This is a genomic window from Paenarthrobacter sp. C1 (assembly GCF_049315185.1).
GTDB lineage: Bacteria > Actinomycetota > Actinomycetes > Actinomycetales > Micrococcaceae > Arthrobacter > Arthrobacter nicotinovorans.
In genome coordinates this window covers 82,293-107,282 of record NZ_CP186052.1, presented here as the reverse complement: position 1 = coordinate 107,282, position 24,990 = coordinate 82,293, and the positions used below count along the sequence as shown (strand labels likewise).

The window sequence follows — 24,990 nt, the reverse complement described above, 5'->3', positions numbered from 1 at the left end:
CAAGCACTCCCCCACAACCGGCTACTAGGAGCAACCCATGACTGCTGGGCAACCCACGATTCTGGCCACCTCCGGCGGGTACAAGCCGGGTGAGCGGACCAGGATCGAGTTCAACCACCTGATGCACTACGCCGTGGAACTGTCCGGCGTGACGGGCCGGGCGCCCCGGGTGACGCACATCGGCACGGCATCCGGTGATCAACGATGGTGGGCCGCTGAGATGGACCAGGCTGCGCGCATCGCCGGGTTCGACTTCAGCCACCTCAATCTCTTCACCATGCCCAACATCGACGATCCGGAAGCCCATCTGCTGGAGCAGGACGTGGTGTGGGTCAATGGCGGCTCCGTTGTAAACCTGCTGGCCGTTTGGCGTGCACACGGACTGGACCGGATCCTCCGCAAGGCGTGGGAGGGCGGGGTTGTCCTTGCCGGGGTTTCAGCGGGATCCATTTGTTGGTATCAGGGCGGTGTGACGGACTCCTTCGGGCCGGAGTTGCGCCCGGTCACCGACGCCCTGGGCTTCCTCCCTTACGGCAACGGTGTCCACTACGATTCCGAGCTGCGCCGGGCGCCCGCAATCCACAAGCTCGTGGCCGACGGCACGCTGGGCGAGACGCACTGCACGGACGACGGCGTGGGGCTGGTTTACCGGGGCACGGACCTTGTGGAGGTGGTGTCCGAAATCAAGAACAAGGCCGCGTTCCGCGTGACTGCGGGCGCCGGCGAGAGCGTGGATGCCGTGGCTGTGGAGGAACGGTTGGAGTCGCGTTTCCTTGGCTGATCCGTCGACGCAGGATCTTTCCGGACTAACCGCGGTCCAGCTCCGCGACGCCCTCGCCGCCGGGAAGCTCTCCGCCCGCGAGGCAACAGCGCACTTCGTGTCCATCATCGGGCAGCGCAACCCGCACCTTGGCGCCTTTGTCACTGTTACGGCCGAGCAGGCACTCCTCGATGCCAAGACGGCCGACACCCTCCATGCGCGGTTGGTCCGGGATGGCCGCCTGGAAGAGCTGCCGCTGCTGCACGGCATGCCGACGGCTTTCAAGGACCTCACCGATGTTGCCGGCGTCCCCACTACTCACGGCAGCGCCGCGCTGGACCACAAACCGGCGCCGGAGGATGGAGCCCTGGCGTCAACGCTGAAAGCCCAGTGTGTGGTTTCCCTGGGCAAGACCCAGGTGCCGGAATTCGGTTTGACGGCCTACAGCGAAAACCGCGTCGCACCGCCGTCGCGCAATCCGCATGCTCCGGGGCGAAGCTCCGGCGGCTCGTCGGGAGGCAGCGCTGCCGCGGTGGCCGCGGGACTTGTCCCGTTCGCACCAGGAACCGACGGCGGCGGCTCCATCCGGATTCCCGCCGCCGCCTGCGGGCTCGTGGGACTGAAACCGGGGCGGGGCCTGGTTCCTGCCGGGGCGGGCGCCGGGGATGCCGCCAAGTTGGTGGTTGCCGGGCCACTCGCACGGAATGCAGCGGACGCGGCGCTGCTCATGGACGCACTGGTTCCCCCGGAACAAGCGCCCGACGGCGGCTTCCTCGCCAATGTCGGCCGGGCGCCGGAATCCCTGAGAATCGGCGTCAGCCTGGACAGCCCGTGGGCCGGTGTGTACCCCTTCGAGATCGGGCAGGAAGCGCGGGATGCCCTGGAACTGGGCGTGAAGCTGCTGGAAGAAGCCGGACACAGCGTAGGCGAAGCGGAAATCCGATACGACAACCGCTACCCGGAGTCGTTCACCACCGCCTGGACTGCCGGCGTCGGGAGTGCCCGGATAGCACCCCCGCGCGAGCCACTACTGACCCCGCTGACCAGGACCTTCCGTCGTCGGGCACAACAGCGCAGCGCTTCCAAAGTCAGCGAGGCCTTGGCCTTTCTGCGGCAATTCGAACACGACACCATCGCGCAGTACGCAGAATGGGATCTCATTCTGATGCCTGCCTTGGCGCAAACGCCGCGCCCCATCGGGTGGTTCACGGGCGGTGGGCACAGCGGCGAGCCCTGGCCGAGCGAGTGGGCGGGCGACGCGGATGAGGATTACAAACGGCAGTGCCAGTATGCACCGTGGTCGTCAATGGTGAACGTGTGCGGACTGCCCGCTGTCAGCATTCCTGTTCACACCACGGCGGCCGGATTGCCCATGGGAATCCAGCTCATTGGCCCGGCAGGTTCAGAACTGAAACTCCTGCAGCTTGCGTGTTCCCTGGAGGCCGCAAAAATGCCTGTCTAGCATATGGAAGGTGGTTGCCTGGGGCATTCATCGATGTGACAATGCCCGCAGTCAGTGCCAGCATTAAGAAAATGAGCACACCCCAAACCACGGCTGAGTCCGCAAAGCCAGCGGGCGATACGTCGTTCTTCGGCCACCCAAAGATGTTGGCCAGCCTCTTCTCCGTGGAAATGTGGGAGCGTTTCTCCTTCTACGGCATGCAGGGAATCCTGCTCTACTACATGTACTTCACCGCCGAGCAGGGCGGTCTCTCCATCGACCAGGGCCTCGCCGCTGGTTTGGTGGGCGCGTACGGTGGCGGCGTTTACCTGTCGACGATCCTCGGCGCCTGGCTCGCCGACCGTCTCTTCGGTTCCGAGAAAGTCCTTTTCGGTTCGGCCATCATGATCATGGCCGGCCACATCGCACTGGCCCTCCTGCCCGGCATTCCGGGCCTCATCGCCGGCCTGGTGCTGGTAGGCATCGGTTCCGGCGGCCTGAAAGCCAACGCAACGGCGCTGGTAGGTACCCTTTACGGTGAGAAGGATGAGCGCCGCGACGCCGGCTTCTCCATCTTCTACATGGGCATCAACCTGGGCGGTCTTATTGGCCCGCTGGTCACAGGTTGGCTGCAGACGAGTTACGGCTTCCACATCGGCTTCGGCGCTGCAGCGGTGGGTATGGCGATCGGCCTGGTCATCTACTCCTTGGGCCGCAAGCGCCTCCCGGACGAAGCACACCGCGTTCCCAACCCGCTCCCGGCGAAGGACCGCACCAAGTACGGCCTGATCTTCCTGGGCATCCTGATTGTGGTGGCCGTCCTGCTCGGCACTGGATTGGTCAACGCCAACAACCTGGCCAGCAGCATGGCTTACGCCGCGATCGGCGCCGCAGTGATCTACCTCTTCCTGATCTTCCGTAGCCCGTTGGTGACCGGCCTGGAGCGCAAGCGCGTAGTGGCCTTCATCCCCTTGTTCATTGCATCGGCCGGGTTCTGGGCACTGTTCCAGCAGCAGTTCACGTTCATCGCCGTGTACTCGCAGGAGAAGCTGGACCGTAACCTGTTCGGCTGGGAAATGCCCGCCGCATGGGTCCAGTCCATCAACCCCGTCTTCATCATCATCTTCGCCGGTGTGATGGCTGCCCTGTGGACGAAGCTTGGCTCCAAGCAACCGAGTTCACCGTTGAAGTTCTCCGCGGGCCTGCTCATCATGGGCCTGGCGTTCCTGGCGTTCATCCCGCTGGCCGGAGAAGGCAAGACCCCGCTGCTGGCTCTGGTGGGGATCCTGTTCCTGTTCACCCTTGCCGAGTTGTTCCTGTCCCCCATCGGCCTGTCCGTGAGCACCAAGCTCGCACCGCAGGCATTCCACACCCAGATGGTGGCGCTGTTCTTCCTGTCGGTCTCGCTCGGAACCACCTTGGCAGGCATCCTCGCGGGGCTGTACAACCCCGACGACGAGCTCCCCTACTTCCTGGGCATCGGCGGCGTGGCAGTGGTCCTGGCCGTTGGACTTGCCGCGGCATCGCCGGCAATCAAGAAGTTGATGGGCGGCGTTCGCTAGGACTTTTGCCCAGCGACACGCAAACGGACCAGCGCCGCCCACATCCGGGCAGCGCTGGTCCGTTTCTCTGTCCCCGGCGAATTTGGGTGGCGTAGCCTGCGTTAACCAACGACGGCGCCCCTTGCGTCAGGCGGGATTCCCACCTGACGCAAGGGACGCCGTCGAACGTTTTTGTTTAGTAGTTGTACCTGTTGGTGGAGGCGCCGATGGCGGCGAAGAAGATGATGCCGAACACCACCGTCAGCGCGATTCCGAGGTAACCCATCACCAAACCGGCGATCGCCATGCCCTTGCCTGCAGGTTCACGCTTAAGTGCGAGGTGGCCCAGGATCACGGCAGCGATCTGCGGGAGGATGAAGAATCCGAAGCCGATGTAGACGGCGATACCGCACACCATGCTGGCGATGCTCAGGCCCTTGGGCTGGGTGGGCGTTGCGTAGTAGGCGGGCTGGCCATACGGAGACTGCGGCTGGCCGTAGGGCTGCTGGCCGAAAGCCTGCTGCTGGTACGGGCTCGGCGGCTGGCCGTACGGCGAGGCAGGCTGCTGGCTGTAGTCGCCCGGGGTGTAGGCGTCCTGGTTGCCCGGCTGGCCGTAGGTGTTCTGCTGGCCGTAAGCGTTCTGCTGGCCGTAAGCGTTCTGCTCATACGGCGGCAGCGGCTGGGTGGCGTTGCCCTGGTCGAACGACTGGGCCGGCGGCTCGAACGCCGGCGGGACGGGAGCGCCCGGGGCCGGCGGGTTCTGCTCGGGAGCGCTGAACTGCGCCGGAGGAACGTACTGCGGCGGCTCGTAGCCGGCCGGCTTATCCTCGTTACCCTTGGATGGCTGATCTGACATAGGAATCCCCCTGAATGTGGTCTTTGATCCCAACACTACCGCCGTCCGGGGCCGCATATAAGGTAGCGCGCATTGTGGCGGCCGGCTGTCTTGGCGGAAGGCCGGCACTAAGGTCACTTATGGTAAACGCGGAGTGAACCTTTGGGCGATACCGGGAGATATCGTCCGAAGAAGTCCGCCATTCGGCGTCACAGGGGCCGGATCACGGACATTTCGTGTCAGCGGGGCCTTCGGTCTGGCATGCTGGACCCCATGGCTAGCCGAGCGGGCACAGTTGCCCTTCCCCAGGACCTTGTTGACATCACAGCCCTGCTGGACGCGTATTTCGACGTAGCTCCGGACTTGGGCGATCCCGCGCAGCGCGTGGCGTTTGGAACGTCGGGGCACCGCGGTTCCAGCTTGAAGGCGTCGTTCAATGAGCCGCACATCCTTGCCATCACACAGGCAATCGTTGAGTACCGTGGCCGTCAGGGCATCACCGGGCCGCTGTTCATTGGCCGCGACACGCATGCCTTGAGCGAGCCGGCGCAGAACTCCGCGTTGGAGGTGCTGGCCGCCAATGGTGTGACCGTTCTGGTGGATGCCCGCCACGGATACACACCCACTCCGGCCCTGAGCCACGCGATTCTCAAGTACAACCGTGAAGCTGCGCCGGGCACACCCCAGGCCGATGGCATCGTGGTTACCCCCAGCCACAACCCGCCGGGCGACGGTGGCTTCAAGTACAACCCCCCGCACGGTGGCCCGGCCGACACCGACGCCACTGGCTGGATCGCCGACCGCGCCAACCAGTTGCTCGAGAACGGGCTCCGCGGCGTCAAGCGCATGCCGCTCAACGATGCCCTGGCTGCTGACACCACCGGCAAGTTCGACTTCCTCAGCAGCTACGTCGATGACCTCCCGTCGGTGCTGAACCTCGACGCCATCCGCGAGGCCGGCGTCCGCATCGGCGCCGACCCCATGGGTGGAGCTTCCGTGGACTACTGGGGCGAGATCGGCGAGCGCCACCAGCTCAACCTGACCGTGGTGAACCCCACCGTGGACCCGCAGTGGGCCTTCATGACCCTCGACTGGGACGAGAAGATCCGCATGGACTGCTCATCGCCGTCGGCCATGGCGTCGCTGATCAAGCGGATGTCCGACTCCACTGGCTCCTCGGGCGCGGGCTCAGCGTTCGACATTGCCACGGGTAACGACGCCGACGCCGACCGCCACGGGATCGTGACGCCCGACGGTGGGCTGATGAACCCGAACCACTACCTCGCCGTCGCCATCGACTACCTGTACCGCAACCGCAGCGGCTGGAACCCGGACTCAGTAGTCGGCAAGACGCTGGTGTCTTCCTCGATCATCGACCGCGTTGCCGCCGGACTCGGCCGCAAGCTGGTCGAAGTTCCGGTCGGCTTCAAGTGGTTCGTCCCGGGCCTCCTGTCCGGCGAAGGGGCTTTCGGCGGCGAGGAATCTGCCGGCGCCTCCTTCAACAAGCTTGATGGCAGCGTGTGGACCACGGACAAGGACGGAATCCTGCTGGCCTTGCTGGCGTCGGAGATCACCGCTGTGACGGGCAAGTCGCCGTCGCAGTTGTACAAGGGCCTCACCGACCAGTTCGGCGCGCCTGTCTACGCCCGCATAGACGCTGCCGCCACGCGTGAGCAGAAGGCCAAGCTGGGCAAGCTCTCCGCTGCCGACGTCACTGCCACCTCCCTTGCCGGCGAAGAGATCACTGCCAAGCTCACCGAGGCTCCCGGCAACGGCGCTTCGATCGGTGGTCTGAAGGTCGTCACCGAGAACGCCTGGTTCGCGGCCCGCCCCTCCGGCACCGAGGACGTCTACAAGATCTATGCCGAGTCGTTCAAGGGCGCAGACCACCTGAAGCAAGTCCAGGAAGAGGCCAAGGCGCTGGTGGACGGGGTCATCGCGTAGTGTCGGGGCCGCTGATCGAGGAGATGTCCCCAGCGGAGGAGGAGTGGATCCAGGATCTTCTCCGTTCATTCCAGCAAGTGGGGTCGGCGGTGGACGGCCCTGACAGGGATCAGCCCCGCACTGATGTCGAGTACATCGACGCGCTGTGGCAGATGACTGTCAACCATGTCGAGGATGAGCCCGATTTCGATCCCAACGCGATGATCAACATCATGGGCGCAGCTCTTGGAGATCACCTCATCAGGGAGGTCCCCGGGCTTCGGTGGGTGCTGGGCACCTACCCGGACGGCGTAACGGAAGCCACAGTGCACCACCAGATCGGCAACATTGTGGTGCATCCGATGAACTTCATCGGCAAACGCTGGCCCACCCGCTCGGAGGAACCGGGCACCTGGATATCGCAACAGGCAGCTGGCCTGGTCCAAGGGATTCAGGGGGCGCTTGCGGCGGCATCTGGTGGTACCAACGCCGCGCAAAACAGCTAGCGACACCCAAACGGATTGAGGACACCTGAATTTGGGTGTCCTCAATCCGTTTCTGCGTCATCAGGCGTTATGGGTGTCCTGGACGACGACCCGGGATGACTAGACGGTGCGGACGACGTCGTCGTAAGCGAACTTCGGCTTGGCTTCGCCCCAGGCGTCCGGGCCGGGCTGTCCGATGTTGACCACGAGGAAGCTCTTCTGGTCGCCGGCCGGGAAGAACTCGGCGTCGATGGCGGCGAAGTCAGCGCCGGTCATCGGGCCCGCGGCGAAACCGAGGGAGCGCACGGCCAGGATGAAGTAGCCGGCCTGGAGGTGGGCGTTGTTGTTGCCGGTGGAGGCAGCGAAGGCGGGATCGGCGTCGTACATTGCCTTGGGGGCGCCGTACTCGGGGAGGAACTTGTCCCACTGTCCCTGCCAGTCGGTGTCGTAAGACAGGATGGCGACCAGCGGAGCTGAGGCGGTCTTGGCCTGGTTGCCGCGGGACAGGTGGTCTACCAGCTTGGCCCGGGCTTCGTCGGAGCGGACGTACGTCACGCGGAGCGGCTGGGAGTTGAAGGCGGTGGGGCCGAACTTGGTGAGCTCGTAGATGGCGCGGGCCTGCTCCTCGGTGACCTCACCGGAGAAGCTGTTGGCGGTACGGGCTTCGGCAAAAATGGCGTCGACTGCTGCGGCGTCAATGACTGCTTCTTCGTGGGCAATCGTCATTTGTGAACCTTTCGCTGGGCCCTGACCCTGGGCTGGCCGGGCACTTCTGCTTTCCATGGTTGCAACTTCAACTTCCGCTGTCCTCTTCCCATGACGGCCCGTGACGTTGGGCACAGCGGGAAAATGGGTAGCATCGTTTTTACGAGCCGGCGCCCGTGTGGGTTGGCGTCTCAACTGTGGGAATGACGACACCAGAAGGGGCCTGATGCCTACCTTTCCCCTGGCGGCCCCTCGACGGGCCCTGGCAGTACTTGTCCTGCTGCTTCTGGCGTTCCTGCTCCCCTCCACGCAAGCTTGGGCCTTGGACCGGCAACCGGCCGACGGCGACGATCCCGGCCAGCGCTACTTCGGAACCTTGCTCGACTGGGACAAGGACTCAGCTGCGGACTACGCCCAGCGCCTCGGCGAGCCAGCTGCCCTGTACGGACAGAACGTATCCATGCCCATGGACGAAGGCGGCCTGGATTACCTCAAGGGTTACTTCTCCCAGGTAGCCGGCCAAGGCTCCCACGCGCTGCTCACCGTACGTCCCGGAATTTCCCTCCAGGATGTCAGCGACGACGCCGCGGCCACTTTTGCGCGTCAAATCACGACGGCGGCTGCCGGCTTCAGGGGCAAGGTCTTCGTCCGCTTCGCACCGGAAATGAACGCCCCATGGGTGGCTTGGGGCCAGGAACCCGAAGCATACCGGGCAGCATTTGGCCGGGTTGCTGCCGCGCTCAAGAGCAGCCTGCCAGACCCCGTGATGGTGTGGTCGCCGACAGCGGAGAAGGACTACCCGTTCCAGACGGCCACGTCCACGCCACCCAAAGGCGTCCCCTTGGCCTCGCTGGACACCAACGCTAACGGCGTCTGGGACCTCGACGACTCCGCGTTTGACCCCTATTACCCGGGCGATGACGTTGTGGACTGGATAGGCCTGTCCATTTATCACGACACCACCGGTGCAGGCTCCGCCCAGAACACCCTCCCTGCGGCCGACGAGTTCAACGACTCCCTGCACGCGTCCAGTGGTGGCACCGGAACGGACAATTTTTATGGCACCTATGTACAAGCCCGGAACAAGCCGCTGCTGATCGAAACCGGGGCTTTCTACTCACCAGGAGCCGGCGGCGCCGCAGAGATTGACGTCAAGCAGACGTGGTGGCACCAGGTCTTCGCGTCGGTGGCCCAGCCCGAGAATGGGTCCGTCCGGGCAGTGGTCTGGAACGAAACCACCGATGCTCGCGATCAGAGCAAGGTGTCCATTGACTGGCGCACCACCGCCCAACCGTTGCTGGCCGCTCCATTCCGAACCTCTTTGGACACCTCCGGCCTAAGGGTCGGTCCTGTCACCGAGAAGGGGCTGGAGGACGTTCCGGGTCTTGAGATCCCGCAAGCGAAGTCCGGCACTGTGATCCGTGGATGGGCTGCATGGGCCACCGCCGGAACGGTCCTCGTGGCCGTCGCGGCACTCTGGCTTCTGTCATCGCGGGCGGCCCCCAACAAGTGGTCGTACACGGGTTCCGGCAGGCGGGATGCCAGGATCGACATGCTCCGCGGACTGGCGATCGTCTTCGTGGTGGTCAACCACGTGGGCATCAACTCGGTTTTCCAACTGCTGAGCCAGGAGACCATCGGAGTGGTCTCCGGGGCGGAACTCTTTGTCATGCTCTCCGGGGTTGTGCTGGGCATGGTCTACGGGCCGCGCATCTCCACGGAGCTGGGGGACGTGGTGGACGGGACAACCAAGCGGGCGTGGAAGCTCTACTTCACCGCCCTGGCCGTGGTCCTGATTGTCTACGGTCTGAGCCTGCTCCCCTTCATTAACGCCGCTGCCGTCACCACCTTCACCGATCAAGGCACAGGCGCAGCCGGGCATTCAGCCGCCGGAACGACCTATGACCTCTACGCCGGGATGGAAGGTTTGCTGCAGTTTCCGGTGCCGCAAGGCCTGATTCCGGCCCTGCTGTTGTTGCAGGTCGGTCCGTGGCAGTTCAACATCATGGGCCTCTACGTCATCCTGTTGTTGATCAGCCCTTTGATCCTGGTGGCACTGTCCCGCGGACTCACCTGGCTGGTGCTTACGGTCAGTCTGGCGCTCTACATTGGTGGATCCGTGATCCGGTTCCGGTTGCTTCCCTCGCAGTTCGAGGACTCCTTTCCCCTGCTTGTGTGGCAGTTGCTGTTCGTCCTCGGCATGACTGCGGGGTTCCACCGCCAACGAATCATCGACTGGTTCGCCCATCCCCGTCAGCGGATTCTTCTGGGCGTGTGCGTTTTCCTGGCCGCAGCCTGCGCGCTTTTCTCGTGGAGCGGACCCTATCTGACAAACCAGTTGGATGTGCGCCTTGCCCTCATCCCGGAGACCACGTTCAGGTACCTCTACGACACCTTCTTCGGCCGCACTTATCTGGGCCCGGGCCGTGTTGTGAATGTCCTCGTCATAACCATCGCCCTTTATGCCCTCCTGAGTGCGTTCTGGAAGCCGCTCTCACGCGCTGTTGGCTGGTTCTTCATACCTCTTGGCCAAGCCACCCTGTACGTGTTCATCATGCACGTGTTCTTCATCGTGGCTATCGCCAACATCCCGGCGCTGCGGGACGGTAACCTCTGGCTGAACTCGGCCGTGTACGCAGCTTTACTCGCCATTCTGTGGGTCAAGGTGAAAACGAAGTTCCTCTTCAAGCTGGTTCCACGGTAAGCAGCTTTAGCGGGGCGGGGCGGGTACTTTGGCGGTAATGTTGCACCGAATCCCAATACTCTTCTGAGGAAGGCTCCGCCATGAGCATGCTCGGCACCAAATGGAAGCTCCACGGTAATGGCAAGTCCATCCGCCCCGGTCACGTGGTGGCACCCGATGAGCGGCTCGCCTGGCCCCTGACCATCGGCATCGGCATGCAGCATGTAGTTGCGATGTTCGGGGCGACTTTCCTGGTCCCGATCATCACGGGCATGCCACCGGCCACCACGCTGTTCTTCTCCGGTATCGGCACACTGCTGTTCCTCGTCATCACCAAGGGCCGAGTGCCCAGCTACCTGGGATCGAGCTTCGCGTTCATCGCCCCGATCATGGCGTCCCAGCAGCAGTACGGCGTTGGCGGCGCCTTGGGCGGCGTGGTGCTTGCCGGCGTCGTACTGGCGCTTATTGGTGCGGTGGTCCAGAAGTTCGGCGCCGAATGGATCAACCGGCTCATGCCGCCGATCGTCACCGGCGCCATTGTCGCGCTGATCGGCCTGAACCTGGCTCCGGCGGCGAAGGCGAACTTCGACCTCGCGCCCGTCACCGCGCTAATCACGCTGGTGACGATCATCCTGGTTTCTGTACTGTTCCGAGGCATCCTTGGGCGCCTGAGCATTCTGGTGGGCGTCGTTGTCGGTTACCTCGTGGCGATGATGCGCGGCGAGGTCAGCTACGAAAAGATGGATGCCGCAGCATGGGTTGGCTTGCCGTTTTTCCAGACGCCCGAATTCCACATCGGCGTGGTGGGTTTGTTTGTGCCGGTGGTGCTGGTGCTGGTGGCTGAGAACGTGGGGCACGTGAAGTCGGTGGCAGCGATGACGGGCCAGAACCTCGACGGCGTCTCCGGTCGCGCGCTGATGGCCGACGGCGCCGCGACGGTACTTGCCGGGTTCGGCGGCGGTTCCGGTACCACGACGTACGCGGAGAACATCGGTGTCATGGCGGCCACCAAGGTCTATTCGACGGCGGCCTACTGGGTGGCCGGCGTCTTCGCCATCCTGCTGAGCTTCTCCCCGAAATTCGGCGAACTGATCGCGACCGTCCCGCCGGGTGTCCTGGGCGGTGCTGCGACCATGCTCTACGGCATGATCGGCGTGCTTGGCGTGAAGATCTGGGTTCAGAACAAGGTCAACTTCTCCAACCCGATCAACCTCACCACCGCTGCTGTGGCCTTGATCATCGGCATCGCGGACTACACCTGGACCATCGGTGAGCTGAAGTTCACGGGCATTGCCCTTGGCTCCGCTGCTGCGCTGGTGATCTACCACGGCATGAAGGGACTGGCTCGCTGGCGCGGGACCGTCGCTGAGCCGGAAACCGAGACGGCGGGGCTGCCGCCAGCGGTGAAGTCGGCGATGAACGCTGCGGCCAAGCGGGGCGGGAAGAAAGGGAAGTAGGCGGTAGCAAGCGACGCGCCCGGGATTCGCCCCTGAACAAAATCGCCTCTGAACAAGGGAACGGCACCCGCTGGCAGAGTCGATGACTAGAGCCTTCATGCCGGCGCAGGACCGGGACAACGCCTGCTCGTAGGCCTTGTCCCGGCGCTTTCAGTACCCTGCCCGCGTAGCCCCGCCTAAGAGGCGACACCCGCTGGATAGCCGTACACAGTGACCGGCATAAACATCGACGCACCGTCATCAATTCATCAGCTCGCGTCGTTGTGCGAGCAGCTGGGGTACTGATACCGCCGATCCGCATCGGCTTACAGAGGACCACTCAGGGCTCTTGCTACCGTCGACGTGCTGACCCCCAAGGTATCCGCAATTTCACTGAGGGTCAGCTTCTTGCTTCTAAGGTTGCGCGCCGTCTCAAGCTTGTGTGGGGTCATCGCCGGAGGTCGGCCGCCAAGGCGCCCACGCGCACGTGCGGCTGCGAGCCCCACAGTTGTTCGCTCCGACAACCTGCTGCGTTCATAGTTCGCGATGGACTCGAATAGCTTGAGAATGACAGGGCCGTACTGGCCATCGGTATCCAACCAAGGTTCTCCCACTACACGGAAGCTCACGCTCCGCTGGGCCAGCAGCGCCATGATGCCCGCCAAGTCTGAGGTACTCCGCCCCAGCCTGGTCAGGTCACTCACAAGCAGCGAGTCCCCCGGCTGGAGCACCTTGAAACAGGCCCCCCATTGCTCCCTCAGCTCGGTAGCTCCGGTTGCACGCTCCTCATAGACATCCACAGCTCCGGCTGCCTTGAGCATTCGAACCTGATCCGCCAGCGACGGACCAAGCGTGCTTTCCCTGGCGTAACCAATAGAAATATTGCGCCTATCCAATTTCCCAAAAACCCCCATTTTTGAGTTGAAACTATTTGAATATCGAATTGAGTTTTGACAGATAGAGGCCGGCGAATGGGCCCGGCAGGCTTACTGCGTTCACAAGTGATCGATAATGACTTTCGGGAAGCGCGCCAGCGATCCTGACCTGGCCTGAAGAACAGCATCCGCATCGCCAGTATGGCATAAGGAAATTAGAAACTAAAACAACTTTAAGAAACCCCTTGATGGCTCTTGTCACGTTCTCAACCAGAAGTGATACTCGAGTTACAACCGGCAAAGTAGCCGTGTAATTATCACCTAGGGAGGAGGGATGATGATGAAAAGCAACTATTCTGCTCCGCGTGTAGCGCGGGTGGGTTCGTTCCGTGAAGTGACAAACGGTGTTTGGTTCGGACGCTGGCGCGACATCTTCGGCGGTCGGGCATTCGTTAAGGTCGACGTCGGCTGATAGCAGTACAGAGGTACGAGCGGGAGCCTCGTCATCGCGACGAGGCTCCCGTTCTGCATCAGGCTTTCCATTCGCTCCATTACACGTCAGGTGCCAGGACACAATGCCGCAACTCTTCTTAGCCAACAGGGGCAGCGCCTCGGGATTGATCGACGAATCCTCGGCGTCGCTGTCCAGCGCCGCTGTCACGATCCTCGATTCCAGGCTCAGTGAGCGGCAAGTGCGGGATTCTGTCGTCTCCCACCAACATTTACGTGCCGCCCCAGGCGCAATGCCGGGCTACGCTCGCGACATCACCGGATCAATCTCAACCGCGGAGACACTGTACTGGACCGACATCGACGGAACACCGGTTGCCTCGATGTCGCAGGGAGCACTGCGACGCATTGCCCACAGCAAGCTCGATGACAGCAGGGTCCGGCTTGCCCTGTGCACAAATTTGCCTGGCTTCCTACGCCATCTTCCGTTCTGGGAAGGAATCAATGCAGTTAAACCAGGTTCCACGCTCACCTACCACGATGGGCGTCCCAAGGTGCTGGATCAGGCGATTGCGACGGAGCACCCCAAGCTGGATCTTTCCGAGGCGGCTGAACTGCTGCTGGCTGAACTGACACGGTCCATGGAACGCCGCATCCTGTCCTACGGGAAATTGAGCGCTGATGTGTCCGGCGGCATGGATTCAACCAGCCTGGCCTACATTCTGGATTCACTTCAGGAAGAGAGCATTTACTACCATGCGGGTACGGACGATCCCCATAACCGGGATAGCCAGTACGCGCGTCGAGCAGCATCGGAACTACGCGGGCAATTCACTGAGCTGGAGTCACTGACCGCCACATCAGGCGCGTTCAGCGAATTCGACCAGAACATCCGGAGCCTCGATGACGGTCCGCTGGCATGGGCCGGGAATTCCAAGCACCTCGGTTTTTTGCTCACAGATGCCTCCCGGCGTGGCGTCAAGGCTCACCTGACGGGCGTTGGTGGCGACGAATTGTTTGATCCACTTCCCGCAACCGCCCTGGATCTCCTCACGACTTCATCGTGGAGGGCCGGTCTGCGGATCATTCGGCGGTTAGGCAAAATGCAGCGGTGGTCCACGCTGGCAGTAGCCCGCGCGGTGGGATCCAACGTCAGCTTTGAAACTGAGATGCTACGGCGTATTGAAGCCCGGGCGGGGAACATCGTGGGGCCGGCCGAGGCCTTCTCATGGGCGCCCGGCTTCGGCATTTCTAAATTCGCCACAGCAGAAACCCGGGAAGTAGTGGCGCAAAAAGTGAAGGATGCGCTCACACAGGGAGCCCGCCCGCACCATAAGGATCGCTTCAGGCATCAGATGACCGAGGCAGTCATGTTCCAAGGCGAAGTTGTGCGGCAAGTGGGCCATGCCTACGAACACCTCGGCGTCGCTTGGGAGGCGCCCTTCTTGGACGATGCGGTAGTCCGTCTCATTCTGAGCCTGCCTACTGACATCCTCGTTGGAACCCGCGATAGCAAACCGCTCCTGGCGCGGGCGACGGAGCCTGTTGCCCCCCGTTGGCTGTTCACCCGCGAAGACAAGGGTGAATACAGCTCCGACCTGTTCACCGAGTACAAGAAGCGCCGGCACGATCTGTCCCGCCTTTTCGACGAAAGCTATCTGGTGGACATGGGCCATATCAACGCTGACGCTGTACGCGATGCCTTGAGCATGCCGGTCGTCAGCACGGACGAGCTCTTTGAAATCGAACAACTCGCCGGCGTCGAGAGATGGGTTAGGGCCATTCAATGAGGAAGAAGACAACCCGCACCGTCGAGGCTGGAGACGTATTCCGGCCTTCACCGAAAATTACCTTCAACGTAGATGATGACGGGGTAACGGTGTTCGACGCCCGAGGCGGCACCTACTGGCGTGGAAATGCCACAGCAGCGGACGTCATGGCCGGAATCGAGCAAAATCTCAACGTCGGTGCCGTCGTTGACAGAATCTCTGAATCCTACGGAGTTGACCACCATCGCGTGCGTCAAGACGTACACGCTTTGATTGACGAGCTCCAGCAGTCAGGAATCATTCGGAGGGCCAGCTCATGAGTCTCCCCATCAGCCCGCAGCCGACCGTCATGCCACAGGGGCTGTTCCGGTTGCGGACTCACGCGGTAGTCGGCGTCGCCTGGGTCATGACCTTGCTGCCACCGGCGCTGCTCCAGTCAGTTCTCCATGGCCTTTCACATTCACACCGTTCCACCAACGCCCACCAAGCGCGCCTCATGCGGGCAGCTGTATGTGCCGTCAGCGCCCGCTGCGCCGGCGAGGGGTGCCTGCAGCGGTCGATCGCAGCCTTCATGCTGTGCCGGATGGAAGGTCACTCTCCGGGATGGAAAACGGGGTACCAACTTGAGCCCTTCGCCGCCCATGCATGGATTGAAGTGGATGGGTTGCCGATCGATGAGCCCCACCGCATCCGCAGCTACGTCCCCGTCCTCACCGTGGCCCAGCCCGGAGAAGCGAGTAACAAATGAAGACCGCAGCCAATGCTTCCCGACGCGCCGGGCTGACCGAACTGTTCCGCCACGTAGCCGTTCAACGCCGGCTCGTTGCCCTCATCGTGCTCCTCAGCCTTCTGGGATCCGCGCTTTCCTTGGCGCAACCTTTGCTGGTCCGTGAAGTGATCGACCGAGTCAGTGCTTCCAAGCCGTTGGACCTCTTGCCGTGGCTTGTGGGTGGGCTCATCCTTGTGGGAGGAGTTCTTGGTGGCATCCGGCAGTACCTGATCCAGCGCACTGCTGAGACGGCCATCAGGAGGTCGCGCCACAATCTCATCGACCACATCCTTCACCTGCCGGTACCAACATTGGACCAGCGCCGTGTAGGCGATCTCGTCGCCCGTGTCACCACCGACACCACAGTGATCCGGAACATGCTCAGCCAAGGCTTTGTGGAGTCCTTCGCTGGCGTTTTCACCATCATCGGCGCGCTCGTGGCAATGCTCTTTCTGGACCCGGTTCTGGTGATCATTGCCCTGGGAGCCGCCCTGGTCTCGGTCGCAGCGGTCGTTTGGGTCACCTCCTACATCGAACGCGCCAGCCTCGGGGTTCAAACTGCCCTGGGGAAACTCTCGTCCTCCATGGACCGCGCCATCCGGGCGACACGAACTGTGCGCGCAGCCAACGCAAGTACACGTGAATCCCAACGCGTTAAGGAAGACGCGAACGGCGTCTGGACCATTGGACTGCGTGTTGCGGCCACCACAGCCTTGGTATCCCCGATTTCCTCCATCGCCATGCAAGTGACTTTCCTCGCCGTTATCGGGGTTGGCGGGCTCAGAGTGGCATCGGGCGAATTGACGGTGGCGGACCTCGTTTCCTTCATACTCTTCCTGTTCCTCCTCATCATGCCCCTCGGCCAGCTCTTCGGAACCGTGAGTGCCATCGGGGAGGCCCTTGGAGGCGTGGCGCGCATTAACGAGATCCTGCAGCTCCCCACCGAACAGGACGCGCCCGTCGTTGTGGGCAACGTGGTCCCCACCATCAGGGATTCCAGCTTGGTTTTCCGTGGGGTGAGCTTTGAGTACGACCATCCTTGCGGGGAGACGGAAGGGCCGAGCCGGCGTTCAACGTTGAACGATGTCTCATTCCAGATCGAATCCCGTCAGCGGGTTGCAATCGTCGGCCCATCCGGGGCCGGCAAGAGCACCATCCTGAACCTTATAGCCCGCTTCTACGATGCTTCCGATGGGCAAATCCTGTTCGGCGGAACCGACGTTGACCAAGTAGCAAGGTCGGCGGTCCGGGCCAACATTGCCTATGTGGAGCAGGACGCTCCCGCTGTTGCCGGAACCCTCCGGGACAACCTGAACATAGGGAATCCGGATGCCTCCGACGAGGACATGATGGCCATTCTGGAACGGCTGAATCTCACGGCTGTCCTTCAGAGGTCAGAACTTGGCCTCGACGCGGAAGTCGGCGAGGGAGCCGTGCTCCTCTCCGGGGGAGAACGGCAGCGAATTGCTGTGGCCCGAGCCTTGCTCGCAAACCCTTCAATGCTTCTTCTGGACGAATCAACTTCCAACCTGGACGGGGTGAGCGAGGAAAAGGTGCGGGAGCTCATCGCCGACGTAACTTCGGGCTGCACCTTGGTCATCGTTGCCCACCGCCTCGCCACCGTGCAAAGCTCTGACTTGATCCTGGTGCTCGATGAAGGCAAGGTCGTGGCAAGCGGTACCCACACCGAATTGATGCAGACGTCGCCTCTTTATCGGGAACTCGCTCAGAACCAATTCCTGACAAATGAGATGGCCTATGAACCAACGACACCCGAGCACGACGCAAAGCGCTGATCCAGAAAACGTTCACGTCTCCGTAGTCCGGGAAACGATCATTCCCGTTCTACTGAACGGTTTGGTCGGCATCATCATGGTGGCAGGGCTTTGGATCACCGTGGTTCCGCCGGAATCACCGGGCAGGCTGGTCCAACTGGCTTTGGGGGGCCTTGTTGTCCTGGGACTCTGCCTTCGGTCAAGGTTTCCTTGGCTAGCTGCCGCTTGGACCGGCGTTGTGACGGCCGTTGGCTGGAGCTTGGGAATGACCGAGGATCCTTTCCTGGTGACAGGGCTCTGCCTGTACGTTGCCGCGGAACGATTCGGGACACGCCTCTTTCCTGCATGGCTGATCGTGCTGGAAATTCTTCTGTTTGCGTCCTTGCTTCTGGTCTCTGCGGAGGGCGCCGAAGCGAGCATCCGGGGCATCATCCTGGGCGCCGTCATCATCGGGGCCGCATGGGTTTTGGGAATCCGTACCCAACGCATGCGTTGCGAAACCGAGCGCAATGCCCGGGCGCAGGAGCGGCTTCGCCTCGCACGGGATATCCACGACGTACTGTCCCACACCCTGGGAGGGATCGGGGTGCGGGCGGGCGTCGTGGCCCATGTAAAGTCGTCCACCCCCGACGATCTGCGATCTGCACTGCAGGGCATCGAGTCCGACGCCCGTGATGCGTTGGGCCAACTTCAGGTGTTGATGCGACAGGAACGTAGCGAAACGGCTGATGACGCTCCGCCGGGAAGCCTTCCGGAACTGGTGCGGGAGCTGTCGCAGCCGGCCATACGGGCCGGTATATCTGTCGTGATCGACGCCGACGAAAGTGCCCACGATCTTCCGGCCGCGCAGCGAACGACCGCGTATCGAATCATTCAGGAAGCCCTGACGAACGTGATCCGGCATTCCGGAGCAGGAACCTGCCGGATCACCATCAGGACTGAAGGCGACGACCTGCGGATCAGCGTCCTCGACGACGGCCCGGGGGCGGCTTTGGCTTCCAAGAACGGTCACGGACTCACAGGCATGCGTGAACGGGCTCAGTTATTGGGCGGGACCTTCGAAGCAGGACGGGAGACCAAAGGATACCGTGTGGCTGTTTCACTGCCGGGAACTGCAGGGAGGGTGCACACCCGATGAATGAAATCAGTGTCCTCATCGCAGACGACGATGCTCACATCAGGACGTCACTGCGCCTCTTGATCGACGACGAGCCGGACATGACGGTGTCCGCAGTGGCTGTGGACGGCGCGGAGGCCGTGGAGTCCATCTTGGAGCATCAACCGGATGTGGCGCTCATGGATGTTCGAATGCCACGGATGACAGGCCTTGAAGCTGCAGGCATTCTGGCCTCCCGGAAATCCAGCACCCGGTTGGTCATGCTGACCACCTTCGATATGGACGATTACGTGTACCAAGCTCTCCGACAGGGCGCCTCCGGCTTTCTCCTCAAGAATGCGCCGCTGCCGGACATCCTCAAGGCAATCCGGACCGCGCATGAAGGTAACGCCCTCCTCGCCCCGGAGATCACCCGCCGCCTCATAGACCGCTTCACCCAGAGCCCGGCCGCACACGACCGGATCAGCGAACTGACAGTCCGCGAACGCGAAACCTTGACCCTCATCGGACAAGGCGCCTCCAACAACGAAATAGCGGCTGCCCTGTTTCTCACGCGAACCACGGTGCGGACCTATGTGAGTAGAATCCTGACAAAACTGGACGCGCGGGACAGAGCCCAACTTGTTGTCATCGCCTACGAAGGCGGCCTGGTGCGTCCTACGCCCATCTAAAGTCTTCCCCCCGCGCAAGAACGTGCCACGACTGTCAACACCTGCAGACAGACAAGCGATGCCGGTCCGGATTGACTTGAGTCATGCCAGCATCTTCCACAGCGACCCTCGACGTGCGGCCGGGGCCACGAACAACCATGGCCCGCGCCGTCAGGGCCGAGACCACCAAACTCCTGACTCTGCGTCTTTGCTTCAACACCATGGCAGGAACGGTGCTGCTCACGGTGTTTCTTTCCTGGATACTGACAAACCTGATCGACGCTGCCCATAAGGCAGGGAGGCCGGAGGAGGCAGCTGGCCTTGAGGGAGGTACGGCCTTTCTGGTCATCCTTCACTATGGACAAATAGGGGTCATCCTTCTTGCGGCGTGGTCGATGCACCAGGAATCGGACAGCGGCTCTCTTCGGAGCACCTTGATCAGCCTCCCGCAGCGCAGTGCCGTGTTGGCGGCCAAAGCGATCGTGATTGTCGCTGCCGTATTCCTCACGGCCGTCCTGAGCGTGTTCGGGTCGGCAGGGATTCGTTGCGTGGTCATCGACTGCACCACCGAAACAAGCCAGATAGCAGCAACTCCACAAGCGGCATCAGGAATCCTATGGGGCGTGGTCCTTTACTGGATACTCATCGCCCTGTTCACCTACGCCTTGTCGGTGGTCCTTCGCAGCGGATTGGCGGCCATGGGCACGGTCTTGGCGATGGCCCTCATTGTCTCCACCTACATGGTGAACATCACCCCCCTGGCCAAGTTCCTGCCGGATCAGGCGGGCGCCCAGCTCTACCAACTGCCACCTTCCGCGCCGGGCGATTTGGGACCTGCGACGGGCGGATTGGTCCTCGTGGTGTGGGTGGTCGCAGCGTTGGTCGCTGCTCTTGTTCTGTTCCGCCGCCAACCAGTTCGCCGCTAAGTGACATCGACTACCGAGGAGATCAGACAGTGATCGAGATTAAGAATTTGAGCAAGAAATACGGGCAGTCGGACGGAATTATCGACGTCTCACTGACGGCCGAGCCCGGGAAAGTCACCGCTTTTCTCGGCCCGAACGGGGCCGGAAAGTCGACCACTTTCCGTCTGCTTCTCGGCCTCGACCGGGCGGACAGCGGGTCCGCGCTCATCGAAGGAAAGCCTTACCGGGACCTCATCGCCCCCCTCTGGACCGTTGGAGCTCAGTTCGATGGCTCAGGAGCCCACAAGGGTCGCACAGCCAAGGCCCATCTCACTTGGCTGGCTCAGTCCAATGGCATCCCGCATTCGAGGATCGGTGAAGTCCTCGAGGTCGTCGGACTTTCGGACGCCGCCCGGAAACGCGTGGGAGCGTACTCACTGGGGATGGGTCAACGGCTGGGGATCGCCGCGGCCCTCCTCGGCGATCCACGCATTATTGTTCTCGATGAGCCGACCAACGGCTTGGATCCCGAAGGTATCCGCTGGATCCGGGGGCTTCTGAGAACCCTCGCGGCCAACGGCAAGACTGTCCTTATCTCCAGCCATCTCATTAACGAGGTCCAGCACGTAGCTGACCATATCGTCGTCATTTCCGGTGGCCGCATCGTCCAGTCCGGAAACGTCGTTGATCTGGTAGCCGGTCACCATGACCTGGAAGCTGCCTACTTTGACTGGACCGGCAACGCAGCTAAGGGAAGCGCCGCATGACTACACTCGTCGACACTGCCCGAACGCCCAGTCTGTTCCGCGCCGAACTCACCAAGCTCGTCACGTTAAGGTCCGTGTGGATCACTGCCGCCCTGACGTGGCTCATCGTCGTCCTCGTCGGGTGGTCCCAGGCGGGTCCGGTGGGGGAAGCGCTCCGAACGAATGACCCCGGCCTGGCCCCAGGGGCGAGTCCGGAGACGGTGGGCTTTGACTGGGTTGCGCTGGGACTGATTGGAATCATCGTTATCGGCGTCATTTCCGCATCGAGTGAGTACGTGTCGGGCCAACTGCGGACAAGCCTGGTGGCCGCGCCGAACCGCGAGCGCCTGTACTTGGCGAAATGCACTGCGTTGACAGCGTTCGTCACGCTGCTGGGCCTGGTGACCATCCCGCTGCTGAGCCTGCTGTCCCAATCCGGTCTCGGCGAACTTTCCGTCGTCAACGGAACCGTTCCGGCAAGCCTTATTCTCCGCTGGGTTGGTGCCATCGCTTTCTGGGATGCCATAGCCCTCATTGGGTTCGCGCTGGGCATCTTGCTCAAGCAGACGCTAATACCGCTGTTTGCGCTGATTGTAGTGTCGCAACTGTCATTGATGTTGCTCTTGCTGACTCCGGCTTTTGCCTACCTACCCACAGTGGCCGGGGTCCTGCTGTTTGATCCCGGCTTGGTGACGGGGTCATACCCGGCCGCGGACCTGGGTGCTCTCACCGCTGCGATAGTAACCTTCACCTGGACAGCCGGCCTCGTGGGTTTTGCAGGGTTCAAGTTCAGCACGCGGGACGCCCGCGGATAGCTGAACCACGACGGCGGTCCTCACCTCAGACTGAGGCGGGGACCGCCGTCGGGCTTGGCTTAGCGACGTACGAGTCCGGTTTTCGCTGCGACTGAATATGTCCGGTTAGGCGTATGTTCACCAACCCCATCGAAATAGTCAGCTTGCTTACTAAAGCATCCTTCCCTAGGCTGGTTCAGGTCAGACAAACAACTCTCGCAGCACCGGCACATGCCCAAAAAGCAGCCGAACAAGAGGAGGAACAATGTCAGAACACAACATCGCAGGCAAGAAGGTCGCATTCCTTTTGACGGACGGCGTGGAGCAGGTGGAACTCACCAGCCCGTGGCAGGCCATCAAGGACGCCGGAGGCGAGCCCACCCTGGTAGCCCTCGACAAAGGCAAGCTCCAGGGTTTCAACGGAGTGGACAAGGGCGACACGTTCGACGTCGATCTCGCAGTTGCGGACGCCAACGCCTCGGACTTCGACGCCCTGGTTCTCCCGGGCGGCGTCGTCAACGCGGACAACCTCCGCGTGGACAAGGACGCCCAGAACTTCACGCGCTCCTTCTTCGAGCAGCACAAGCCCGTGGCTTCGATCTGCCACGGACCGTGGATCCTCATCGAAGCCGGAGTGATCAAGGGCCGCAACGTCACCTCGTACCACACGCTCCAGACGGACCTGAAGAACGCTGGCGCCAACTGGAGCGATGAAGAAGTGGTGTGCGACCAGGGACTGGTCACCAGCCGCAACCCGGACGACCTCCCCGCCTTCAACGCCAAGGTTGTTGAAGAGATCTCGGAAGGCCAGCACGCCGGCCAGACGGCTTAGCGGCCACCAGCGTCCTTAAGGCGCGTGCCGCCGTCGTACTTTCACAAGAAGTACGACGGCGGCACTTGCCTTTAACTGCCAGGCAGGCTCGTTCGCCCGGGCACTTGAGTGATTTGCAAAATATATAGACTGGTCTATTATTTCTTCATGCCATCCAAAGGAACCCTGACAAGAGAACGGCTCTCAGAGCCCCTGCTCCAGCCCGTCCAGACCAGCGGTGTTGACGCCGAAGACGCGCGGCCGCCGGTGGCCGTTATTGTGCCGTCGGCGGAGACTGCGACCATAGCCTCTCGCACCAGGCAGAGCACCCAACCCCTTGCTGCGGCTGCTGGTGCGGTAGCGGAGCTTGCCAACCAGCGTTGCCAGACCGCCGGGAGGACGCGATGACACCCCGCGCAGACTCCCGCAACGCCCTGGTCTTCGGGGCCTCGGGAATGGTCGGCCGGCACCTCGTCCTGACCCTTGCAAAGGCTGGCGCGAACGTGACGGCGGCAGTCCGGACCGCCGAGTCCGGAGCGCGTGTGGAGCGATGGGTCAGGGAGCATGGCCTGGAACGCAGCATCAGGACGACGATCGTCGACTTCGATGCTCCCGGGATCGTCGCGGGTGGACCATCGACATTGCCGTTCATCACCGAGATCCACAACTGCGCCGGGACCTACCGATTCGGGATGACCGCCCAGGAGGCACGCAGCGCAAATGTTGGCATCGTCGAGAAACTGATCGACTTCGCAAAGGACCTCCCCAATCTGCAGCGCGTCGTCCACGTGTCGGGCTACCGGGTGGGCGGACAGGACCCCGCCACTGTCCCATGGTCAGATGACCACCGCATCGCGGTTTACAAGGAACTTGGCGCCTACGAGGCGTCGAAAGTGGAATCCGACGCCATCTTCCAAGCACGTGCCTTGGAGCACGGAGTCCCCTGGACGATCGTCAATCCGTCCAGCCTGATCGGCGACAGCGTGACCGGGGAGTCCGACCAGCTCATCGGCCTGGCTACCACCATCGCGCAAATCTGGGAGGGAGCCGTAGCCGCACTGCCCGGAAACGGATCGACGTTCCTCCCGGTCGTCACGGTCGACTACTTGGCTGCCTTCATGACCGCAGCAGCGGTCGATCCCACTGCTGCGGGCAAGGCTTATTGGGTTCTCGACGACGCTACCCCGCCGCTGGCTGACCTGCTCACCCACGTCGGGCGGCACCTCGGAGTCAAGGTTCCGCGGGTACGGATGCCGGTCGGCGTCATCAAGCGACTCCCGCAGCGGATCACCAGGGCGGATCCCGAGACACTTTCCTTCATGTCCGCCGACCGCTATCCGACAGAGTCAGCCATCGAGTTCGCAGACAGACACGGGATACAGATGCCGGACGTACTGGTGTCCCTGGAACGGTGGGCCGACTACTTGGCCGCACACCGGTTTGGCGACGCCTTGGCTGACGGCCGCCGATTCGTCGATGCCGGCGGTGTAAGGACATTCGAACTCGGAGTAGCCGGATCCACCCGGATGGTCCTTCCCGGCTTGCCGGTCAACGCAGACACATGGGCCGGCGTCGCTTCGGGTGTCGGCGCGCGCGTCGTCGACCTTCCCGGACTCGGCCTCAGCGGAGGAACAGGCATTCAGGACTGGGAGCAGTGGCTTCCCGATGTGCTGGGCGGTGAACCTGCTGACCTCATCGGCCATTCCATCGGCGCGGCTGCGGCAGTGGTCGCGGCGGACCGGTTCCCGGAGCGGGTCAAGTCCCTGACACTGGTCGCACCGTTCTTCCTCCAAACCCCAACGGGCGTCCCAGCAGGGCTTCGGCCGCTCGTATCCGCCTACCTGCGACACACCAATCCGGCGCGGCTGTCACGCCAACTGACCGGATCAGAAGCGAACGCAGCTGCTCTCCAGTCCAGCCTCAGTGACATCAAACGAAGCAGCGCCAAGAAGGTGGCCAGGCAACTCGCCCTTGCAGGATCGAAACAGTGGCGTAGCGAACTCCAGGAGGCCCTGGGGCGATTCACCGGCCCGGTCCGCATCATTACGGGAAGCGAGGACCCAATCGCCCCGGGCATGGTTGGGCAGCTCGAATCACTTCCAAACGTTGAGCTCGTCTCGATGCCGGGCGCAGGGCACCATCCGCAGCTGACCCATATAGATCCACTCGTCACACTCATCAAGCAATCCGTCGGGTGAACAGGGCGCCCGGGTCCAGCTGTTGAGAAATACACATGCCGATTGAGATCCACCAACGAGCTCTGACCTGGAAGGTAGCCAGAGGTTCAAACTGGCTACATATTTCAAAGCCAGTTCAGGGGATGCTGGAGTGATGTTGTCTTGCGTGAACTGGCCATCAACGGACGAGTGTGGGCCTCCGGACTGGACCCGCAACCGAACAGCCACTAACTCTCAAACGGGCGAGTAAACGAACACCGCAACCCAAACGCCGGATGTCAACCGCCAAAGCCACAACAAAATGGAGCACCGTCGGTCCACAGGCTGGTGGCACTTAGGAACC

The 24,990-nt window shown here is 62.4% G+C and carries 22 protein-coding genes; 19 read left to right on the top strand and 3 right to left on the bottom strand.

Annotated elements, in window-relative coordinates; translation table 11 throughout:
• Positions 1-37: 37 nt before the first annotated feature.
• Genes ACNAOU_RS00520 through ACNAOU_RS00510 form a run of 3 tightly spaced genes read left to right on the top strand, consistent with a single transcriptional unit; the run spans position 38 to position 3,763 of the window.
• Positions 38-781: a Type 1 glutamine amidotransferase-like domain-containing protein gene (locus ACNAOU_RS00520; RefSeq protein WP_422757795.1), complete on the top strand. Its 744-nt coding sequence runs from the start codon at positions 38-40 to the stop codon at positions 779-781.
• Complete coding sequence (locus ACNAOU_RS00515) at positions 774-2,222, top strand: amidase (protein WP_422757794.1); 1,449 nt, start codon at positions 774-776, stop codon at positions 2,220-2,222. The genes ACNAOU_RS00520 and ACNAOU_RS00515 overlap by 8 nt, the downstream gene beginning before the upstream one ends.
• A gap of 41 nt (positions 2,223-2,263) precedes the next feature.
• Positions 2,264-3,763, top strand: coding sequence for a peptide MFS transporter (locus ACNAOU_RS00510; RefSeq protein WP_039239111.1), 1,500 nt, complete (start codon positions 2,264-2,266; stop codon positions 3,761-3,763).
• Between the two features lie 175 nt (positions 3,764-3,938).
• Here the strand turns inward: ACNAOU_RS00510 and ACNAOU_RS00505 are convergent, their stop codons facing one another.
• Positions 3,939-4,598 (bottom strand): DUF4190 domain-containing protein, encoded by a 660-nt coding sequence (locus tag ACNAOU_RS00505; RefSeq protein WP_422757793.1) that lies wholly within the window; start codon positions 4,596-4,598, stop codon positions 3,939-3,941.
• A gap of 252 nt (positions 4,599-4,850) precedes the next feature.
• Here ACNAOU_RS00505 and pgm point away from each other — a divergent pair, with 252 nt between their 5' ends.
• Positions 4,851-6,521 carry a phosphoglucomutase (alpha-D-glucose-1,6-bisphosphate-dependent) gene (pgm, locus tag ACNAOU_RS00500; RefSeq protein ID WP_026267259.1) on the top strand — a complete coding sequence of 557 codons (1,671 nt, stop codon included), beginning with the start codon at positions 4,851-4,853 and terminating at the stop codon, positions 6,519-6,521.
• Positions 6,522-6,544: 23 nt separating this feature from the next.
• The gene (locus ACNAOU_RS00495; RefSeq protein ID WP_156369826.1) at positions 6,545-7,006 is read left to right on the top strand and encodes a DUF3806 domain-containing protein; all 462 of its coding nucleotides are present in this window, start codon (positions 6,545-6,547) and stop codon (positions 7,004-7,006) included.
• A gap of 99 nt (positions 7,007-7,105) precedes the next feature.
• On the opposite strand, the gene ACNAOU_RS00490 is transcribed toward ACNAOU_RS00495, so the two are convergent.
• Complete coding sequence (locus tag ACNAOU_RS00490; protein ID WP_018778385.1) at positions 7,106-7,711, bottom strand: malonic semialdehyde reductase; 606 nt, start codon at positions 7,709-7,711, stop codon at positions 7,106-7,108.
• A 205-nt stretch (positions 7,712-7,916) separates the two neighbouring features.
• Here ACNAOU_RS00490 and opgC point away from each other — a divergent pair, with 205 nt between their 5' ends.
• Entirely contained in the window at positions 7,917-10,394 is a 2,478-nt protein-coding gene (gene opgC / locus ACNAOU_RS00485) for an OpgC domain-containing protein (RefSeq protein ID WP_422757792.1), read from the top strand.
• Positions 10,395-10,474: 80 nt separating this feature from the next.
• Positions 10,475-11,830, top strand: coding sequence for a uracil-xanthine permease family protein (locus tag ACNAOU_RS00480; protein ID WP_018778387.1), 1,356 nt, complete (start codon positions 10,475-10,477; stop codon positions 11,828-11,830).
• Between the two features lie 305 nt (positions 11,831-12,135).
• Here the strand turns inward: ACNAOU_RS00480 and ACNAOU_RS00475 are convergent, their stop codons facing one another.
• A complete protein-coding gene (locus ACNAOU_RS00475; RefSeq protein ID WP_018778388.1) occupies positions 12,136-12,630 on the bottom strand; it encodes a recombinase family protein in 495 nt (164 codons plus the stop codon).
• Positions 12,631-13,018: 388 nt separating this feature from the next.
• Here ACNAOU_RS00475 and ACNAOU_RS00470 point away from each other — a divergent pair, with 388 nt between their 5' ends.
• The 12 genes from ACNAOU_RS00470 (at position 13,019) to ACNAOU_RS00415 (ending at position 24,668) form a co-directional block, all read left to right on the top strand.
• Positions 13,019-13,156, top strand: coding sequence for a lasso RiPP family leader peptide-containing protein (locus ACNAOU_RS00470; RefSeq protein WP_018778389.1), 138 nt, complete (start codon positions 13,019-13,021; stop codon positions 13,154-13,156).
• A 103-nt stretch (positions 13,157-13,259) separates the two neighbouring features.
• Positions 13,260-14,924: an asparagine synthase-related protein gene (locus ACNAOU_RS00465; protein ID WP_422757791.1), complete on the top strand. Its 1,665-nt coding sequence runs from the start codon at positions 13,260-13,262 to the stop codon at positions 14,922-14,924.
• Positions 14,921-15,223, top strand: a complete 303-nt coding sequence (locus ACNAOU_RS00460; protein ID WP_081623356.1) for a PqqD family protein — start codon at positions 14,921-14,923, stop codon at positions 15,221-15,223. The genes ACNAOU_RS00465 and ACNAOU_RS00460 overlap by 4 nt, the downstream gene beginning before the upstream one ends.
• Entirely contained in the window at positions 15,220-15,651 is a 432-nt protein-coding gene (locus ACNAOU_RS00455; RefSeq protein WP_110504859.1) for a lasso peptide biosynthesis B2 protein, read from the top strand. Before ACNAOU_RS00460 ends, ACNAOU_RS00455 begins: the two co-directional genes overlap by 4 nt.
• Positions 15,648-17,468: an ABC transporter ATP-binding protein gene (locus tag ACNAOU_RS00450; protein ID WP_422757789.1), complete on the top strand. Its 1,821-nt coding sequence runs from the start codon at positions 15,648-15,650 to the stop codon at positions 17,466-17,468. The genes ACNAOU_RS00455 and ACNAOU_RS00450 overlap by 4 nt, the downstream gene beginning before the upstream one ends.
• A gap of 244 nt (positions 17,469-17,712) precedes the next feature.
• Positions 17,713-18,585, top strand: coding sequence for a sensor histidine kinase (locus tag ACNAOU_RS00445; protein ID WP_189076505.1), 873 nt, complete (start codon positions 17,713-17,715; stop codon positions 18,583-18,585).
• Positions 18,582-19,235: a response regulator transcription factor gene (locus tag ACNAOU_RS00440; RefSeq protein ID WP_110504856.1), complete on the top strand. Its 654-nt coding sequence runs from the start codon at positions 18,582-18,584 to the stop codon at positions 19,233-19,235. Before ACNAOU_RS00445 ends, ACNAOU_RS00440 begins: the two co-directional genes overlap by 4 nt.
• 83 nt (positions 19,236-19,318) lie before the next feature.
• Positions 19,319-20,140, top strand: coding sequence for a hypothetical protein (locus tag ACNAOU_RS00435; protein ID WP_422757788.1), 822 nt, complete (start codon positions 19,319-19,321; stop codon positions 20,138-20,140).
• Between the two features lie 47 nt (positions 20,141-20,187).
• A complete protein-coding gene (locus ACNAOU_RS00430) occupies positions 20,188-20,886 on the top strand; it encodes an ATP-binding cassette domain-containing protein (RefSeq protein ID WP_235338856.1) in 699 nt (232 codons plus the stop codon).
• Positions 20,883-21,680, top strand: a complete 798-nt coding sequence (locus tag ACNAOU_RS00425; protein ID WP_422757787.1) for a hypothetical protein — start codon at positions 20,883-20,885, stop codon at positions 21,678-21,680. Before ACNAOU_RS00430 ends, ACNAOU_RS00425 begins: the two co-directional genes overlap by 4 nt.
• 244 nt (positions 21,681-21,924) lie before the next feature.
• Complete coding sequence (locus tag ACNAOU_RS00420; protein WP_018778399.1) at positions 21,925-22,491, top strand: type 1 glutamine amidotransferase domain-containing protein; 567 nt, start codon at positions 21,925-21,927, stop codon at positions 22,489-22,491.
• Between the two features lie 383 nt (positions 22,492-22,874).
• The gene (locus ACNAOU_RS00415; protein ID WP_422757786.1) at positions 22,875-24,668 is read left to right on the top strand and encodes an alpha/beta fold hydrolase; all 1,794 of its coding nucleotides are present in this window, start codon (positions 22,875-22,877) and stop codon (positions 24,666-24,668) included.
• Positions 24,669-24,990: the final 322 nt, after the last annotated feature.

Coding starts and splice junctions, on each gene's coding strand:
- ACNAOU_RS00520 (WP_422757795.1), top strand. CDS start 38: ATGACTGCTGGGCAACCCACGATTCTGGCCACCTCCGGCGGGTACAAG.
- ACNAOU_RS00510 (WP_039239111.1), top strand. CDS start 2,264: ATGCCCGCAGTCAGTGCCAGCATTAAGAAAATGAGCACACCCCAAACC.
- ACNAOU_RS00505 (WP_422757793.1), bottom strand. CDS start 4,598: ATGTCAGATCAGCCATCCAAGGGTAACGAGGATAAGCCGGCCGGCTAC.
- pgm (WP_026267259.1), top strand. CDS start 4,851: ATGGCTAGCCGAGCGGGCACAGTTGCCCTTCCCCAGGACCTTGTTGAC.
- ACNAOU_RS00495 (WP_156369826.1), top strand. CDS start 6,545: ATGTCCCCAGCGGAGGAGGAGTGGATCCAGGATCTTCTCCGTTCATTC.
- ACNAOU_RS00490 (WP_018778385.1), bottom strand. CDS start 7,711: ATGACGATTGCCCACGAAGAAGCAGTCATTGACGCCGCAGCAGTCGAC.
- opgC (WP_422757792.1), top strand. CDS start 7,917: ATGCCTACCTTTCCCCTGGCGGCCCCTCGACGGGCCCTGGCAGTACTT.
- ACNAOU_RS00480 (WP_018778387.1), top strand. CDS start 10,475: ATGAGCATGCTCGGCACCAAATGGAAGCTCCACGGTAATGGCAAGTCC.
- ACNAOU_RS00475 (WP_018778388.1), bottom strand. CDS start 12,630: ATGCTCAAGGCAGCCGGAGCTGTGGATGTCTATGAGGAGCGTGCAACC.
- ACNAOU_RS00470 (WP_018778389.1), top strand. CDS start 13,019: ATGATGATGAAAAGCAACTATTCTGCTCCGCGTGTAGCGCGGGTGGGT.
- ACNAOU_RS00465 (WP_422757791.1), top strand. CDS start 13,260: ATGCCGCAACTCTTCTTAGCCAACAGGGGCAGCGCCTCGGGATTGATC.
- ACNAOU_RS00460 (WP_081623356.1), top strand. CDS start 14,921: ATGAGGAAGAAGACAACCCGCACCGTCGAGGCTGGAGACGTATTCCGG.
- ACNAOU_RS00455 (WP_110504859.1), top strand. CDS start 15,220: ATGAGTCTCCCCATCAGCCCGCAGCCGACCGTCATGCCACAGGGGCTG.
- ACNAOU_RS00450 (WP_422757789.1), top strand. CDS start 15,648: ATGAAGACCGCAGCCAATGCTTCCCGACGCGCCGGGCTGACCGAACTG.
- ACNAOU_RS00445 (WP_189076505.1), top strand. CDS start 17,713: ATGACCGAGGATCCTTTCCTGGTGACAGGGCTCTGCCTGTACGTTGCC.
- ACNAOU_RS00440 (WP_110504856.1), top strand. CDS start 18,582: ATGAATGAAATCAGTGTCCTCATCGCAGACGACGATGCTCACATCAGG.
- ACNAOU_RS00435 (WP_422757788.1), top strand. CDS start 19,319: ATGCCAGCATCTTCCACAGCGACCCTCGACGTGCGGCCGGGGCCACGA.
- ACNAOU_RS00425 (WP_422757787.1), top strand. CDS start 20,883: ATGACTACACTCGTCGACACTGCCCGAACGCCCAGTCTGTTCCGCGCC.
- ACNAOU_RS00420 (WP_018778399.1), top strand. CDS start 21,925: ATGTCAGAACACAACATCGCAGGCAAGAAGGTCGCATTCCTTTTGACG.
- ACNAOU_RS00415 (WP_422757786.1), top strand. CDS start 22,875: ATGACACCCCGCGCAGACTCCCGCAACGCCCTGGTCTTCGGGGCCTCG.